Source organism: Bacillaceae bacterium S4-13-56, from assembly GCA_040191315.1.
In the GTDB taxonomy this organism is placed as follows: Bacteria; Bacillota; Bacilli; order Bacillales; family JAWJLM01; genus JAWJLM01.
Genome location: JAWJLM010000050.1, coordinates 19,019 through 35,254, shown reverse-complemented (window position 1 = coordinate 35,254; position 16,236 = coordinate 19,019). Strand labels below are relative to the sequence as shown.

At 39.4% G+C, this 16,236-nt stretch carries 14 protein-coding genes and 1 tRNA gene; 3 read left to right on the top strand and 12 right to left on the bottom strand.

Features of this window, described 5'->3' with window-relative positions; genetic code table 11:
* Positions 1 to 268: 268 nt before the first annotated feature.
* From rnr to secG, 3 genes are all read right to left on the bottom strand, one after another.
* Positions 269 to 2,614, bottom strand: coding sequence for a ribonuclease R (gene rnr, locus RZN25_13250; GenBank protein ID MEQ6377781.1), 2,346 nt, complete (start codon positions 2,612 to 2,614; stop codon positions 269 to 271).
* 16 nt (positions 2,615 to 2,630) lie between these two features.
* Entirely contained in the window at positions 2,631 to 3,383 is a 753-nt protein-coding gene (locus RZN25_13245; protein MEQ6377780.1) for a carboxylesterase, read from the bottom strand.
* 408 nt (positions 3,384 to 3,791) lie between these two features.
* Positions 3,792 to 4,031, bottom strand: coding sequence for a preprotein translocase subunit SecG (gene secG / locus RZN25_13240; protein ID MEQ6377779.1), 240 nt, complete (start codon positions 4,029 to 4,031; stop codon positions 3,792 to 3,794).
* A 260-nt stretch (positions 4,032 to 4,291) separates the two neighbouring features.
* Here secG and pfkB point away from each other — a divergent pair, with 260 nt between their 5' ends.
* The gene (gene pfkB, locus RZN25_13235; GenBank protein MEQ6377778.1) at positions 4,292 to 5,203 is read left to right on the top strand and encodes a 1-phosphofructokinase; all 912 of its coding nucleotides are present in this window, start codon (positions 4,292 to 4,294) and stop codon (positions 5,201 to 5,203) included.
* 65 nt (positions 5,204 to 5,268) lie between these two features.
* Entirely contained in the window at positions 5,269 to 6,987 is a 1,719-nt protein-coding gene (ptsP, locus tag RZN25_13230; GenBank protein ID MEQ6377777.1) for a phosphoenolpyruvate--protein phosphotransferase, read from the top strand.
* Positions 6,988 to 7,650: 663 nt separating this feature from the next.
* Here ptsP and eno read toward each other — a convergent pair.
* From eno to RZN25_13190, 8 genes are all read right to left on the bottom strand, one after another.
* A complete protein-coding gene (eno, locus tag RZN25_13225) occupies positions 7,651 to 8,934 on the bottom strand; it encodes a phosphopyruvate hydratase (GenBank protein ID MEQ6377776.1) in 1,284 nt (427 codons plus the stop codon).
* A gap of 14 nt (positions 8,935 to 8,948) precedes the next feature.
* A complete protein-coding gene (gene gpmI, locus RZN25_13220) occupies positions 8,949 to 10,487 on the bottom strand; it encodes a 2,3-bisphosphoglycerate-independent phosphoglycerate mutase (GenBank protein ID MEQ6377775.1) in 1,539 nt (512 codons plus the stop codon).
* Positions 10,487 to 11,242, bottom strand: coding sequence for a triose-phosphate isomerase (gene tpiA / locus RZN25_13215; protein ID MEQ6377774.1), 756 nt, complete (start codon positions 11,240 to 11,242; stop codon positions 10,487 to 10,489). The genes gpmI and tpiA overlap by 1 nt, the downstream gene beginning before the upstream one ends.
* 15 nt (positions 11,243 to 11,257) lie before the next feature.
* Positions 11,258 to 12,439 (bottom strand): phosphoglycerate kinase, encoded by a 1,182-nt coding sequence (locus RZN25_13210; GenBank protein ID MEQ6377773.1) that lies wholly within the window; start codon positions 12,437 to 12,439, stop codon positions 11,258 to 11,260.
* 123 nt (positions 12,440 to 12,562) lie between these two features.
* Positions 12,563 to 13,570, bottom strand: a complete 1,008-nt coding sequence (gene gap / locus RZN25_13205; GenBank protein MEQ6377772.1) for a type I glyceraldehyde-3-phosphate dehydrogenase — start codon at positions 13,568 to 13,570, stop codon at positions 12,563 to 12,565.
* A gap of 85 nt (positions 13,571 to 13,655) precedes the next feature.
* Complete coding sequence (locus RZN25_13200; protein MEQ6377771.1) at positions 13,656 to 14,678, bottom strand: sugar-binding domain-containing protein; 1,023 nt, start codon at positions 14,676 to 14,678, stop codon at positions 13,656 to 13,658.
* Between the two features lie 204 nt (positions 14,679 to 14,882).
* Positions 14,883 to 15,125 carry a glutaredoxin family protein gene (locus RZN25_13195; protein MEQ6377770.1) on the bottom strand — a complete coding sequence of 81 codons (243 nt, stop codon included), beginning with the start codon at positions 15,123 to 15,125 and terminating at the stop codon, positions 14,883 to 14,885.
* A gap of 34 nt (positions 15,126 to 15,159) precedes the next feature.
* Complete coding sequence (locus RZN25_13190; protein ID MEQ6377769.1) at positions 15,160 to 15,666, bottom strand: PilZ domain-containing protein; 507 nt, start codon at positions 15,664 to 15,666, stop codon at positions 15,160 to 15,162.
* Between the two features lie 208 nt (positions 15,667 to 15,874).
* On the opposite strand from RZN25_13190, the gene RZN25_13185 reads away from it, so the two are divergent.
* Positions 15,875 to 15,950: transfer RNA gene (locus RZN25_13185), tRNA-Arg, on the top strand.
* A 115-nt stretch (positions 15,951 to 16,065) separates the two neighbouring features.
* On the opposite strand, the gene RZN25_13180 is transcribed toward RZN25_13185, so the two are convergent.
* Positions 16,066 to 16,233 (bottom strand): hypothetical protein, encoded by a 168-nt coding sequence (locus RZN25_13180; GenBank protein ID MEQ6377768.1) that lies wholly within the window; start codon positions 16,231 to 16,233, stop codon positions 16,066 to 16,068.
* Positions 16,234 to 16,236 lie beyond the last annotated feature (3 nt).

Here is a 16,236-nt window from a genome sequence, read left to right as displayed (position 1 = left end):
AAGCAAATTCGCGTGAATAGAACCTGTCTATTCACTCATATTTCCTCCGACCAAGCAAATTCACGTGAATAGAACCTGGCTATTCACTCATATTTCCTCCGACCAAGCAAATTCGCGTGAATAGAACCTGGCTATTCACCCATTTTCACAAACAAGAAGCAAATACAAGTAAATAGACTCCGGCTATTGACCAAAACTACCCACCAATCCAAAATAAGCAAACTAAAACCAGGTCCCTCGTAAAAGGAACCTGGCCTGATCACCAAATCTATCTCTTTTTTCTCCCCTGTTTCTTTCCAGGGTTACCGCTCTTTTTATAAAATGGCTGTTTATCTTTTTTCTTTTTAGGCTTGCTTCCGTTTCCGCCAGAGCCAGCAGCACGAGAATCTTTGCCACTTTTTCCTCCACCGTTACCAGGCCCACCACCACTACGGCGAGCCTGAATAATAGTCGGAGTACTTTTACGTTCACGGGCCTGCTTTGGTTTCATACCAGCAATTTCAAAGTCTACTACACGCTCATCTATATTGACATTTGCTACACGGACGGTAACCTCATCACCGATTCTGAATACATTTCCAGTGCGCTCGCCAATCATAGCATAGCTTCGATCATCAAAATGATAATAATCGTCGGTTAGGAAGCTCACATGAACAAGACCTTCAATGGTATTCGGCAACTCAACAAAAAGTCCAAAGTTAGTCACCGAACTGATGACCCCGTCGAACTCTTCCCCAACCTTATCTGCCATGAATTCACATTTCTTTAAATCATCTGTTTCGCGTTCCGCATCAACGGCTCGTCGCTCCATATCTGAGGAGTGCTTCGCCATTTCTGGTAATGTGTCACGCATATGATTCACTGTTTTAGGATCTATCTTTTTCTCTAATATATAGGTTCGAATGAGACGATGAACCAAAAGGTCCGGATAACGTCGAATCGGAGAAGTAAAATGTGTATAGAACTTAGTTGCCAATCCAAAGTGGCCAATTCCTTCTGTATCGTAGCGAGCCTGCTTCATGGATCGAAGCATTAAACGGGATATAACCATGTCCTCTTGGCTGCCCTTTACAGCGTCTAAGACTTCCTGTAATGCACGAGGATGAATGTCGTTAGACGTCCCTCTTACTAAGTATCCAAAGTTAGCAATAAACTCGAAAAATCTTTGTAGCTTGTCTGGATCAGGATCTTCATGAATTCGATGAACAAACGGAACATCCATCCAGTGGAAATGCTCGGCTACAGTTTCATTTGCAGCAAGCATAAACTCCTCAATCAGTTTCTCTGCTACAGAACGTTCTCGAATGGCTACATCCTCAACTTTTCCCTCATTATCCACGAGAACCTTAGCTTCCTTAAAGTCAAAATCAATAGCTCCACGTTCCTGACGCTTTTTACGCAAAATAGCCGCTAGTTTTTGCATTCGCTCAAACATCGGAACTAACTCTTCATATCTTTTCCTAAGCTCTACATCACCATCTACAAGGATTAAGTTAACATCCTTATACGTCATTCGCTCATTTGTTCTGATCACACTTGCAAAAATATCATGGTTCACTACTCCACCATTTTGGTCGATTTCCATTTCACAGGATAATGTGAGACGATCCACCTGTGGGTTCAAAGAACAAATTCCATTCGATAATCGGTGAGGAATCATCGGAATTACACGGTCCACTAAGTATACACTAGTCGCGCGGTCACGGGCCTCTTTATCAATCGGTGAACCTTCATTGACGTAATAGGTTACATCTGCAATGTGTACACCGAGTAAAAAGTTCCCGTTATCCAACTCTTTTAATGAAATGGCATCGTCCAAGTCTTTGGCATCCGCACCATCAATCGTAACAATTTCTTCATCACGAAGATCTCTACGATTTTCAATTTCTTCTTCACGTATATGATCAGGAACCTGATTTGCTTGTTCCATGACCTCACTAGGAAACTCAATGGGAATCCCGTATTTATAAATGATAGAAAGAATATCAATCCCTGGATCATTTTTATGTCCAAGAATATCAACAATCTTCCCTTCTGCACTCATGCGACCCTCAGGATATTTTGTAATTTCCACAATAACTTTGTGTCCATCGACTGCACCAATATTATTTTCCTTAGGAATAAAAATGTCATTTGGGATCCGCTTATCATCGGCAATAACAAAACCAAAATTCCTACTGTCTGAGTATGTCCCTACGATTCGATTTGAACTTCTTTCCACAATTCGAATAACCACACCCTCTGGTCTTGAACCCGAATCTGGGCGTTGCTCAACGCGAACAAGTACCATATCACCATTCATAGCAGAGTTTAAATCTGAATGATGAATATAAATGTCATCCTGATCTTTATTGTCAGGAAGCAAAAAAGCAAATCCCTTTTGATGCATCTGGATTTTTCCCCGGATCAAATTCATTTTCTCCGGCAATCCATAACGATTTTTTCTAGTACGAACCAGTTCTCCAGACTCTTCTAATTGATTTAACAAAATCACTAGCTCTTTAAAATCATCAGAAGATTCCATCCCTAATGACTCTTGGATTTCTTCCACCGAAACAGGCTTTGAAACTTCCTCAACTAGTGAAAAGATTCTTTCCCTTAATATTTCACTCATCGTTTCACTCCTTTATCTATTCCTTATCCGACCATTCAAGTGATTCTAAAAACTGATAGATGTCTTCATGGAGCTGTTCTTTTTCTTGATCCATCGTGATCACATGTCCGGAGTTTTCATACCATTTAATTTCCTTGTGATCAGCCTCTACGTGTTCATATATATATTGAGCACTTTCCGTATTAATCATTCGGTCTTTCCGTGCTTGAACCACAAATGTTGGAGTATAAATCAAGTCTAAATTATCATTCACTTCCTGAATAAGCCTACCTAACTCATGGAAAACTTCTTTTGAGTTATCCATTAACTCCTTTAATTCTCTTTCTATTTCATCTTCTGACTTTCTTTCTAGTTGCTTATATTCTTTTGCAAATTGCTTAAAGCCTTTTGTTAATTGCTCTTCATTATCAAAAAACATTGGGGCACACATCGTAACTACCCCTTTCATAGCCTCTGAGTATGCAAGTTTGAGACTAAGAACTCCACCAAGGGACAGCCCCGCTACTGCAATTTCCTCATGGCCCAGTTCTTTTAAATGACTAAGAGCGTTCTGAACATCCTCCCACCATTCCTCTGGCCTTGATTCAATAAGTTGCTCTGGAGGTGCCCCATGCCCTCTGTAAATTGGCGCATGACACGTATATCCTTTATCTTGCAAAAATCGACCCAGCATCCGTACATCCGCTGAATGTCCTGTAAATCCATGTAATAGTAAAACTGCCCGATTACCCGCTTTAAAAGTAAACGGCTCAGGTTTTTTAATCTTCATTTCTGTCTCTCCTTCACGTACATCTACCCTTATTATTCTTCCCAAAGGTTCTATTATGAAAACCTTCAAGTATTAGACTTTATTTTAGCATTGTGAGTAATAAACTTATACTTACGTGACAAAAAATTCAACATAGGTCGCACACGTGTTACCAAAGCACCACAAAAAGAACAATTAGAAGAGCTCAAGCGGCCTTCGAACCAAGAAAAGCACTTGATTCTGCGAATAAGATCTAAGTAGCTTTCCTTCCTACAATTACTCGGGGCAAAAACTTCGAAGATGACTCGCTGAAGCTAGACAGATTATATACTTTATTACCTTTCAAAAAAGGAACCCCATTTTTCTCTCCAACTCATAAATAGCTAATAATACAAAAAAACTCGCTCACAAAATGTGGCGAGTTATTTTTTATGACGGTGTTACAATATAAGCTAAAACGAAAGTTAACACAAAGAAAATAACTGCAGTAACGATTGTTCCTTTATGCAAGAACGCATCAAGTCCTCGTGCTTTTTGTTTTCCAAATAATTGTTCCGCCCCACCTGAAATCGCTCCAGATAGACCGGCACTTTTTCCGGTTTGTAATACTATTAACGTAATCATAGCAATTGCGTCAATGACTAATAATGCTATTAAGAAACCATACATGGTCTAACACCTCCTAATGAAAACGACGCAGAAACCCATAAAAATATGGTAGCACAAATAGACAAACCCATCAAGCGCTTTTTCCGACATCCAACCTATATGACTGATTTTGATTGCTTTTGATTGAATTTTATCATTGAATGGATTAGTATAGTAGTATGGGTGAATACACGTATTGATTTTCACTAAAAGCAGAACCTAAAGAGAAAACCAGTCGATACTAGTTTGAAACATTCTGAAATAAAGGTGGTCATACGATCATGATCTATACTATGACTCTCAATCCATCAATTGACTACGTGATGTACGTGCCAGACATAAAGCTAGGAGCACTAAATCGTGCGGAAAAAGTAAATTTTTTTCCTGGTGGGAAAGGAATTAATGTTTCTCGAGTGCTTCAAAGACTTCATATTAAAAATACGTCCCTAGGTCTTATCGGAGGATTTACAGGAAATTTTATAAAGGAATTCTTAAAGGAAGAACAAGTTCTACATGATTTCGTTGAAGTAAATGAACCTACTAGAATTAACGTTAAGGTAAAAGGTCATCAAGAAACAGAAGTTAATGGAGCTGCTCCAACGATTACCGAAGAGCATATAGCCCAAATCCATCAGAAAGTCAGCCAGTTAAAACGCGGTGATTATCTTGTGGTGGCTGGAAGTGTACCAAGCTCCATTCCAGCTGGCTTTCTTACGCAGATAGCTGCTTTTTGTAGAAAAAACAATGTCCATTTAGCCGTAGATACATCAGAAGATCCATTAAAAGAATTGGTACATCATCAGCCTTTTCTTATAAAGCCTAACCATCATGAGCTTTCGGAATTATGTGGAATTGAGATAAAGACTCCTTTACAAGCTGCTGAACAAGCCCAATTGTTTATCAATCAAGGGATTGAACATATCATAATTTCTATGGGTGGACAAGGGGCAGTGTATGTTAACAAAGACACTCGTCTATATGCCAAAGCTCCTAAAGGTAAGCTGGTTAATTCTGTGGGAGCTGGTGATTCTGTCGTGGCAGGCTTCCTAGCTTGTTTGTCACAAGGGAAGACATACGAGAATGCCTTTCGATTTAGCGTTGCATCAGGAAGTGCTACTGCTTTCCAAGAGGATCTATGTCAAAAAGAAGATGTTAATGAACTGCTCCCTCAGGTGGAAGTTGAAACAATTTAATCCGGAATGGGTAGAACTTGTTGATTCGTGTTTTGGAAAATTAAAAATAATGGGGGAATGAAACCATGTCTACTTTAAAAGGAATTGCCGCATCAAGTGGAATTGCAATTGCAAAAGCCTATTTACTCGAAGTACCAGAATTATCTTTTTCAAAAAAATCTATCTCAAATCCAGAGGAAGAAGTAAAAAGATTTCAAGAAGCTCTAGAGGTATCAAAAAGTGAGCTTAAAAAGATTAAGACTCATACTCTTCAATCTTTAGGTGAAGAGCATGCTGAGATTTTCTCTGCTCATCTATTGGTATTGAGTGATCCTGAGTTGATTAACCCAATCGAGGACAAAATTAAGAACGAAAAAGTAAATGCTGAAAGCGCATTGGATGAAACTGCTCAAATGTTTATTTCCATGTTTGAAAGCATGGACAATGAGTATATGAGAGAACGTGCTGCAGATATTCGTGATGTCACAAAGCGTGTTATGGCACATTTATTAAATGTAACATTCCCGGACCCTGCGTTAATTCAGGAGGAAGTTATAATTATTGCGGATGATTTAACACCTTCTGACACAGCACAATTAAATAAGCAATTCGTAAAAGGATTTACAACCGATATAGGAGGAAGAACTTCCCATTCGGCCATTATGGCTCGTTCCCTAGAAATTCCAGCTGTCGTAGGAACCAAGACCGTAACGAGGGAAATCAAAGCTGATGACTTGGTCATTGTAGATGGAAATGATGGTGAAGTCTTCATTAATCCTTCCGAAGAAGTTATTAAACAATACCGTGAAAAGCAAGCCCAATTTGAAAAACAAAAAGTTGAATGGGCTAAGTTAAAGAATGAGCCTACTTTTTCCTCTGACAATGTTCAAGTTGAACTTGTTGCCAATATCGGAACACCAGAAGATGTGGAAGGTGTGCTAAACAATGGTGGCGAAGGTGTCGGGTTATACCGCACCGAATTCCTGTACATGGGAAAAAGTCAATTACCAACAGAGGATGAGCAATTTGATGCCTATAAAACCGTTCTAGAGCGAATGGAAGGAAAGCCTGTTGTTGTCAGAACTTTGGACATTGGAGGAGATAAGGAACTTAGCTATTTAAATCTTCCAAAAGAATTAAACCCATTCCTCGGGTTTCGAGCTATTAGACTATGTCTAGAACGTCAGGATATATTCAGAACACAGCTACGTGCCTTATTACGTGCGAGCACATACGGAAATTTAAAAATCATGTTCCCTATGATTGCTACTTTAGATGAGTTTCGACAAGCAAAAGCGATATTACTTGAAGAAAAAGAAAATCTTATCAACGAAGGACAAAAGGTTTCTGAGGACATTGAAATTGGAATCATGGTGGAAATTCCATCAACTGCAGTTGCTGCTAAACAATTTGCAAAAGAAGTAGACTTCTTTAGTATCGGAACCAACGACTTAATACAGTACACTATGGCTGCTGATCGTATGAATGAACGAGTGTCTTATTTGTACCAACCATACCATCCTGCAATCCTTAATTTAATATCTAATGTCATTGAAGCAGCCCATGCAGAAGGAAAATGGGCAGGTATGTGTGGTGAAATGGCTGGAGATGAAATTGCTATTCCGATTTTACTAGGATTAGGATTAGATGAGTTTAGTATGAGTGCAACCTCTATTCTTCCTGCCAGAACACAGATTAAGGGTCTGTCCAAAGAAGAAATGAGTTCCTACACGGAAACATTGCTGACAATGGGTACAACAGAAGAAGTCGTTGCATTTGTTAAGGAAAAGGCTGGATTAAAATAGGTATATATTAGAAAACTTGGTATTCGCCAATCCTTTGTGGCGAATGCCTTAGTTGCACTCATGCAGATAGGATTGTTAAGAAAAGCGCAAGCGCCCTTGATCATCGACGTAAGGCGGTGGACCTCATCGATATTAAGGATCGTCGGCTAAAGCCGTCACATCGTGTGACAACGCCGACGTGACCTACATCGTGTAGGCCCAAAGGAAACACGGTTCACGAGGGCTCGCATCCTGCGAGTCAGTTCGGTGTTGCGACAAATGTTTTCGGTGGGCCGAGTAATCGGATGTCGCGTTTTTAACCGAACCTCCTTCATCGATGTTGACTTATCGATGGAGAGGAGGGAACCGACTCTTGTTATTAAAGGTATTCCCAAAGATGAACAAGATTTATCCTCCTTGTTTGATTAGGAATCCATTTTCATGGTAGATGGTGGCTCCGCGAAGCGAGCCATAATGATTTCTTATCTGTTAAGAAAAGCGCAATCGCCCTTCGAAACATGAAAATCACTTGTTTCTGCGAAGTAGCTCTATGTAACTTTCCTTACTCCGGCAAAAGCTTCGAAGATTACTCGAGGAAGCTTTTTCGCTGGAGCTAGACCAATTTTATACTTTATCTTTTAAAAAAGCCCCCTTGTTAAAAAACAAGGGGGCTTTTCGTATCTTTTAACGTAAGTTGTAGAAAGCATTCTTTCCAGCATAAAGGGCTGTATCAGAAAGTTCATCTTCAATACGTAGTAATTGATTGTATTTTGCCACACGGTCAGTACGAGATGGAGCACCAGTCTTAATTTGTCCTGCATTAGTGGCAACAGCAATATCTGCGATCGTGCTATCTTCTGTTTCTCCAGAACGGTGAGAGATAATTGCTGTATATCCTGCACGCTTTGCCATTTCAATCGCATCAAAAGTTTCTGTAAGTGTACCGATTTGGTTTACCTTAACAAGGATGGAGTTTCCTACTCCCTGTTCAATTCCTTGAGAAAGCTTTTTAGTATTGGTTACGAATAAATCGTCTCCTACAAGTTGTATACGATTGCCTAGACGTTCTGTGAGAAGCTTGTGACCTTCCCAGTCATTTTCATCTAAGCCATCTTCAATCGAGATGATAGGGTATTTGTTCACCATATCTTCATACCATGCAACCATCTCTTCAGATGTACGAACAACACCTTCACCTTTTAGATTGTATTTGCCATCTTCGTAGAATTCTGAAGATGCAACGTCCATTGCAAGCATAACTTCTTCCCCAGGCTTATAACCTGCTTTTTCAATCGCTTCAATGATGGTAGAAAGAGCTTCTTCATTTGATTTTAGGTTTGGAGCAAATCCGCCCTCATCACCAACACCAGTGTTGTAGCCCTTAGACTTTAGTACTGATTTTAATGAGTGGAAAATTTCGGCTCCCATACGAAGTGCTTCACGGAATGTAGGAGCACCTACTGGCATAATCATGAATTCTTGAATATCTACGTTATTATCTGCATGTTCCCCACCATTTACGATGTTCATCATTGGTGTTGGAAGCGTTTTGGAATTGAATCCTCCAAGGTATTGGTATAGGGGAATGCCAAGGAAATCAGCAGCTGCGTGAGCTACCGCCATAGACACACCTAAAATTGCATTTGCACCAAGGTTTCCTTTGTTTTCTGTTCCATCAATTGCAATTAGTAGTTGGTCAATAAGTACTTGATTCGTAACGTCAATTCCCAGAATCTCTGGAGCAATTTTGTCATTTACATTTTCTACAGCCTGTAAAACACCTTTTCCTAGATAACGACTCTTGTCCCCGTCACGTAATTCTACAGCTTCATATTCACCAGTAGAAGCACCACTTGGTACAAGAGCGCGACCAAATGCTCCTGACTCTGTATAAACTTCGACCTCAACCGTTGGATTTCCACGAGAATCTAGTACTTCGCGAGCTAATAAATCAGTAATGTATGGCATGTTTGAACTCTCCTTTATTTTTTAATCAATGATTTTCCTGTCATTTCTTTTGGAAGCTGTACTTCAAGTATATCCAATAATGTTGGTGCTAGATCACCTAAAATTCCATTCTCACGCAATTCTACTCCTTCTCTAGTTACGATAACAGGAACAGGATTGGTGGTATGTGCAGTCATAGGTGTTCCTTCAGGAGTAAGCACTTCATCAGCATTCCCATGGTCTGCTGTAATAATAACTTCTCCACCTTTTTCAAGGATTTTGTCGACGATTTTCCCTAAACATTCATCTACAGTCTCTATAGCCTTTATGGTTGGCTCTAACATTCCAGAATGACCAACCATATCTGGATTTGCAAAATTTAAGATGATCGCATTATGTTCATCTTTATCTAATTCTGCCAAGAGAGCATCTGTCACTTCATAAGCACTCATTTCTGGCTGTAAATCATAGGTCGCTACTTTTGGTGAATCAATTAAAACTCGAGTTTCCCCTGGGAATTCTTTTTCGCGTCCGCCACTCATAAAGAAGGTTACATGCGGATATTTTTCCGTTTCGGCAATTCTCAATTGTCTTAAATTGTTTTGAGCCAAAACTTCACCAAGAGTATTATCTAAATTAGCTGGTTGATAAGCCACATATCCATCAACTGTTTCACTAAATAACGTTAAACAAACAAAGTGAAGATTCTTAGGTACTTTCTTTCCACGATCAAAATCTCTAAAGTCTTCATTTGCAAAAGTGCGAGAAAGCTGGATCGCACGGTCTGGTCTAAAGTTATAGAAGATAATCGCATCATCATCTTGAATTGTTGCAACCGGCTCCCCATTTTCTTTTTTCAAAACTGAAGGAATCACAAACTCGTCATAGATACCATTTTGATAAGAATCTTCTACTAACTTTATTGGATCAGTATAATCTGGACCTTCTCCATAAACCATGACTTTGTAGGCTTTCTCCACTCGATCCCATCGCTTGTCACGGTCCATAGAATAATAACGTCCGGAGATGGTAGCGAACTCTCCGACACCATATTCCTTCATTTTTTCCTGGGCTTCTCGGATGTATCCTTTAGCTGTTTGTGGCCCTACGTCACGGCCATCTAAAAACCCGTGAACATACACCTTTTCAAGCCCATAATCAGCTGCCATTTTTAGAAGCGCATAAAGATGAGTGATATGACTGTGAATTCCACCATCAGAAAGGAGCCCTAAAATATGGAGTGCAGTCCCTTTTTCTTTTGCGTGCTTCATCGCTTTTTCAAAAGTCTCGTTTTTATAAAAGTCTCCTTCTCTAATGGACACATTTACACGAGTTAAACTTTGGTAAACAATTCGACCGGCACCAATATTTAAATGTCCAACCTCGGAATTTCCCATTTGACCTTCTGGAAGACCAACAGCTTCACCCTCTGCCGTTAAAGTTTGATGGGGAAATCGGGACCAGTATCGATCAAAATTTGGTTTTTTAGCCTGTGCTACCGCATTACCGTATGTTTCTTTCCGCATGCCGAATCCATCTAAGATGATTAGCGCGGCTAACTTATTATTACTCATTATTTACCCGCCTCCACTAGCTGTAAGAAAGATTCCACTTCAAGACTTGCGCCGCCAACTAAAGCTCCATCAATATCGGATTGTTCAAGTAACTCTTTGATGTTGGCTGGTTTTACACTGCCACCATATTGAATACGAACAGCTTGAGCTACATCTTCAGATACAAATTCTTGAACAACTTTTCGAATATGAGCGCATACTTCATTGGCATCTTCGGAAGATGCTGTTTTTCCTGTTCCAATAGCCCAAATCGGCTCATAAGCAATAACTGACTGCTTGACTTGAAGCTCATCGAGTCCCTCAAGCGCCTTTTTCACTTGGCTTTCTACTAAAGTCATCGTTTCCTTGTTTTCCCGCTGTTCTAGCGTTTCTCCCACACAAATAATCGGGGTAAGACCATGTTTAAAGGCAGCATGAGCTTTTTTATTAACAGTCTCATCTGTTTCATTAAAATACTCTCTTCGCTCGGAGTGTCCAATAATAACATAGGTTACCCCAATATCTTTCAGCATAATCGGACTAACTTCCCCTGTAAAAGCCCCACTTTCCTCATAATGCATCGTTTGAGCACCAACTTTAAGGTCTGTTCCTTCCGTAAGCTGTACAAGACGTTGAAGATAAAGATGTGGAGCGCATACAACCGCTTCAACTTCATCAAAAGTTGGTATCTTTCCTTTAGCTGTGTCAACAAAAGATTCAGCTTCAGCTAGAACTTTATTCATTTTCCAGTTTCCCGCAATAATACGTTTGCGCATGCCAAACACCTCTCTTTATTTATTATTTAATGCTACTACTCCAGGAAGTTCTTTTCCTTCCATGAACTCTAGAGAAGCTCCTCCACCTGTGGAAATATGATCCATTTTCTCAGCATATCCAAATTTTTCAACTGCTGCTGCTGAATCTCCTCCACCAATAACAGTATATCCTTCTGTTTTCGCCAATGCATCTGCTACACCTTTTGTTCCATTCGCAAATGAATTAAGTTCAAAAACTCCCATTGGTCCATTCCAAATCACAAGCTTAGAGTTGGAGATAGCTTCTGCAAAAAACGCCACTGTTTTTGGTCCAATATCAAGAGCTTCCCAGTCAGATGGAATGTCCTTAATATCTACCACTTTTATATTCGCGTCATCTGAGAAATCATCCGCAACAACTGCATCAACAGGCATAAGGAAACGAACTCCCTTATCCTTTGCCTTTTGCATGAATTCTTTGGCAAGATCTATTTTATCTTCTTCTAGAAGAGAATTTCCTATTTCATATCCTTGTGCTTTGACAAAAGTATAGGCTAATCCTCCACCAATGATAAGATTATCTACTTTGTCCAAAAGATTATCAATAACCCCGATTTTGTCTTTCACCTTCGCTCCACCAATAATCGCTGTAAATGGACGCTCTGGATTGTTAAGGGCACTTCCTAGTACTTGTAGCTCTTTTTCCATGAGAAAACCAGCTACTGCTGGAAGGTGGTGAGCAATCCCTTCCGTAGATGCATGGGCTCTGTGAGCTGCACCAAATGCATCATTAACGTAAAGGTCAGCTAGCTCTGCAAATTGTTTAGCAAGTTCTTCATCATTTTTTTCCTCACCAGGATAGAAACGAACGTTTTCTAACAATAGAACGTCTCCAGCTTCCAATTGAGAAATGGCTTCCTTTGCTTCATCACCGTAAGCTTCATCTGTCTTCACAACAGATTTATTTAATAAATCACTTAAACGCTGAGCAACAGCATTTAGGCGAAGTTCTTCAACAACCTGACCCTTGGGACGTCCTAGGTGGCTGGCTAGAATTACTTTCGCCCCTTGCTCCATTAAATATTGAATGGTTGGTAGGGCTGCACGAATTCTTGTATCGTCTGTGATCTCTTCATTTTTCATAGGAACATTAAAGTCCACACGACAAAATACGCGTTTACCTTTTACTTCTACGTCGCGAATTGATTGTTTATTCAACAGTAGAACCTCCTTATATTGTGACCAGTGGCCATATGTAGTAACAAAGGAGGAGGATCAGTCCTCCTCCTTTGTTTGTGCATACACGATTCCCTATCGACGGATTCCGAGTATTCTTTGTTATTATAATCCTTTTTGGTCAAGATAAACCGCTAAATCTACACAACGGTTAGAATAACCAGTTTCGTTATCGTACCAAGAAATAACCTTAACCATGTTACCTTCAAGAACAAGGGTAGAAAGTCCATCTACAATGGAAGAATGGGTATTTCCATTATAGTCACGAGACACTAATGGCTCGTCACTGTATCCAAGAATACCTTGCAATTCATTTTCAGCAGCTGATTTGAAGGCCGCATTAATTTCTTCAACAGTAACATCTTTATCTAACTCCGCTACAAAGTCTACGATAGAAACGTTTGGAGTTGGAACACGCATAGCCATACCAGTAAGTTTTCCTTTTAGCTCTGGAAGTACTAATGCAACTGCTTGAGCAGCCCCTGTTGTTGTAGGGATAATGTTTTCAGCTGCTGCACGAGCACGACGGTAGTCCTTATGTGGAAGGTCTAGAATTTGTTGGTCATTTGTATAAGAATGAATAGTAGTCATTACTCCACGCCTAATACCAAATTTATCGTTAAGAACTTTTGCAAAAGGTGCAAGGCAGTTTGTAGTACAAGAAGCATTGGAAAGTATTTGATGGCTTGCAGGATCATACTTGTCTTCGTTAACACCCATAACAACAGTTAAGTCTTCGTTCTTAGCCGGAGCTGAGATAATTACTTTTTTAGCTCCTGCTTCCATATGCTTTTGAGCATCTTCTCGGTTAGTAAAGCGTCCCGTAGATTCGATAACGATATCTATTCCTAAATCGCCCCAACCTAACTGAGCAGGGTCCCGCTCTGAGAGCACTTTAACTTCTTTTCCTCCAACTACAAGATTAGTTCCATTAACAGAAACCTCTTGATTTAATGTTCCATGAACGGAATCATACTTTAACAAGTGTGCAAGCATATTTGCATCTGTTAAGTCATTTACTGCTACTACTTCTACGTTTTCGTTAGCTAATGCTGCACGAAAAACATTACGTCCAATACGCCCAAATCCATTAATACCAATTTTAACTGTCATGAGAATTCCTCCTTAATTTGTAATTCCTAATTTATTTGAAAAACTTGACTCCTCACTATCTGTGAATTGTCTTAGTTTTTAAAACCTAAATTTGTTCTAAAATTTCTATTGCAGACCCTTCATCGGTAATTAGCACATCACTAAAACCTTTTTTAAAATAAGACAGGATAGCTGCTGCTTTTGATTTTCCTCCAGCGAGGGCGATCACATGATTAACCTTTGGCAAGTCATCCCATTGCAAACCGACAGTGCGGGCGCGATGAACAATCTCCCCCTGTTTGTCGAAGTAATATCCAAAGGATTCACCAACAGCTTGTCTTTCATGTATCTTTTTCATATCTTGTTCATTGGTTCTTCTCCTAGTAGCCATTGTTATAGCTTCTCCAATTCCATGGATAACTACATCGGGCTTTCGAATAACCTCGAGGACCTCTTTTATAGAAGGCTCCTCAATCATCGATTGATAAGATTCTTCGCTAATAGGGTCTGGCACATATAGAAGTCGATATTTTCCTCTAGCCTTTTTGGCCATTTCTGCGCAAATGGTATTGGCTTGATTTTCAACTTGCTCTCCTAACCCACCCCTAGCTGGTACAAAGAGACAGCCTTCAGGAACTTCAGTGGGGTTCATCATTTCAGCAACCGCCGCCATTGATGACCCACCGGTTACCGCTATCGTCCGACTTTCCTTTAAGATGGATTTGAGATAATTTACACAAGCCCTTCCCATTTCTTGCTTAGCCCATGGCTGATGATCACTATCACCAGAAACAATAATTACATGGCCTATATTTAATGTTTCCGATATCTTTTTTTCTAAAACCCTAATTCCTGACATTTCTTTCATAATTTCGCCGAACTGTTGGATAAGCTGCTTTCCCTCTCTAGTGACGTTCATTCCTTTTGAAGTAATATCAATCAAACCTATTTCTTGAAGAAAATCAACTTCACTTCTAACCGTTCTTTCCGCAAGATTACTACTTTCAGCAAGAGCTCTTCTTCCAATTGGTTCCATTAATTGTATGAAATGCAGAAGTTGATATCTCCTTTGCATAACATGAACAAGATCAGGGAATAGTTTTAGTTGAAGATCTATAAGTTCCCTCATGGTAGAACCCCTTCCTGAAGAGTGTGTGGGATATTATCTCCCCGCTATGGTGTATTATGTCCCGCTCAGGGCAAAAAAATAGGTAACTCATTTCATGTATATTTTAACAATGGTGCATATGGGTTGCAACTAAAAAAATTATTGTTTTACCTCTAAAATGAAGTGTCAAAGTTTGCAACCCAACAATCATAAGGATGGTAACCCTTACATATTTTCGAAAATTTTTTTCTTCAAAAAATCATATTCTACATTTCCCTCAGCGAGAACTTGCTTTTGATAAACTACAACAGGAATGCGAATTTGATACTCCTCTAACAATTCATCATCCTGATAAATGTCAACTTCTTTCCATTCTAATGAAGGGACCTCTAACTTTAAGATTTCTAAGTAATCCTTCACTATTTCACATAAAGGGCAGACTGACCTTGTGTAGACCACTACTTCCATAGGATACAAATCTCCTTAAACTTTTATACATTGCTTATTGCACAGCAAATCCCCTATTTATGCGCCTTTTTACCTCATCTTGAATAAGCTTTTTTCTTTCTTCCTGTTGTTTTAGTGTAGAAAAAAAATCAATTCCGTAGAGCAAGCTGCCATCAACCTCTTTTCTAGACCAAACAACTTTGCCAAAGCATCGGTATGGTTGTCCAAACAAAATGAAGTCAAACATCAAAATCGGACCATCCATGATAGGATCAGTCGATACAAAACACAAACCGTCTAGCCCAATATCCTGAATCCTGCCCTCCCATTTATCAAAAACCCCATTTTTTGCCTCTGGATGAAAACAAAAGATCGTAGCAACTGTTCTATGCTCCATATATAAGCGAATGGAACTTCTTCTCTGTCTTTTTTTCCCTAAGACAGAATACTCATTCATTCTCTTTTTAACATTAGAATATTCTGTGATCGACATGGCTGGTGACTTTCTCTTTAAATTGTTCTTATAGCTAGGCACATGATATAAGTCCCTAAGACGAACCATTTAGTAAAGTCCCCCTCTTTTTTCAATATATTACCCACCAATGAAAATTATACCATTTTCAAAAAAATCACATTTTAAAATATTTCGTTATTTTTTTCATATTATTCACTTTTTTGTCCTCTCAGGTGTATATACACCTAAAAACTACGGTTGCGTTTTATCGTTTTCCTTCGTATAATAGATTGTGCCGTTTTAAAAATGAATACATGCGCTCGTAGCTCAGTTGGATAGAGCGGTAGATTCCGGTTCTACGTCAGTCGGGGGTTCGAATCCCTTCGAGCGCGCTAGCCTTCTCATTCCAAAATGAGAAGGTTTTTTATTTTTACAAAAACCTCCCCCTATTTATAGAAAAAATTAGCAATAAATATCCATTTTATTACTGTTCCCCAAAAATTCAACTTAAATGAACACGTTGAAAATATGGAGGAGAATGGGGGCTGTCATTGACATTACAGCTAATATCCATACTGCCATTCCACCTGTTCTATTCCCCTCTTTTCGAAGATATTGGCCAAACCTCAAAGTATAGAGTCCTACTCCTATTGCTAAAGTCCAAACAATAAACATACG

Excerpts from the sequence above, each read along its gene's own strand:
- rnr (MEQ6377781.1), bottom strand. The coding sequence starts at position 2,614 with ATGAGTGAAATATTAAGGGAAAGAATCTTTTCACTAGTTGAGGAAGTT.
- RZN25_13245 (MEQ6377780.1), bottom strand. The coding sequence starts at position 3,383 with ATGAAGATTAAAAAACCTGAGCCGTTTACTTTTAAAGCGGGTAATCGG.
- secG (MEQ6377779.1), bottom strand. The coding sequence starts at position 4,031 with ATGTATGGTTTCTTAATAGCATTATTAGTCATTGACGCAATTGCTATG.
- pfkB (MEQ6377778.1), top strand. The coding sequence starts at position 4,292 with ATGATCTATACTATGACTCTCAATCCATCAATTGACTACGTGATGTAC.
- ptsP (MEQ6377777.1), top strand. The coding sequence starts at position 5,269 with ATGTCTACTTTAAAAGGAATTGCCGCATCAAGTGGAATTGCAATTGCA.
- eno (MEQ6377776.1), bottom strand. The coding sequence starts at position 8,934 with ATGCCATACATTACTGATTTATTAGCTCGCGAAGTACTAGATTCTCGT.
- gpmI (MEQ6377775.1), bottom strand. The coding sequence starts at position 10,487 with ATGAGTAATAATAAGTTAGCCGCGCTAATCATCTTAGATGGATTCGGC.
- tpiA (MEQ6377774.1), bottom strand. The coding sequence starts at position 11,242 with ATGCGCAAACGTATTATTGCGGGAAACTGGAAAATGAATAAAGTTCTA.
- gap (MEQ6377772.1), bottom strand. The coding sequence starts at position 13,570 with ATGACAGTTAAAATTGGTATTAATGGATTTGGGCGTATTGGACGTAAT.
- RZN25_13200 (MEQ6377771.1), bottom strand. The coding sequence starts at position 14,678 with ATGAGGGAACTTATAGATCTTCAACTAAAACTATTCCCTGATCTTGTT.
- RZN25_13195 (MEQ6377770.1), bottom strand. The coding sequence starts at position 15,125 with ATGGAAGTAGTGGTCTACACAAGGTCAGTCTGCCCTTTATGTGAAATA.
- RZN25_13190 (MEQ6377769.1), bottom strand. The coding sequence starts at position 15,666 with ATGGTTCGTCTTAGGGACTTATATCATGTGCCTAGCTATAAGAACAAT.
- RZN25_13180 (MEQ6377768.1), bottom strand. The coding sequence starts at position 16,233 with ATGTTTATTGTTTGGACTTTAGCAATAGGAGTAGGACTCTATACTTTG.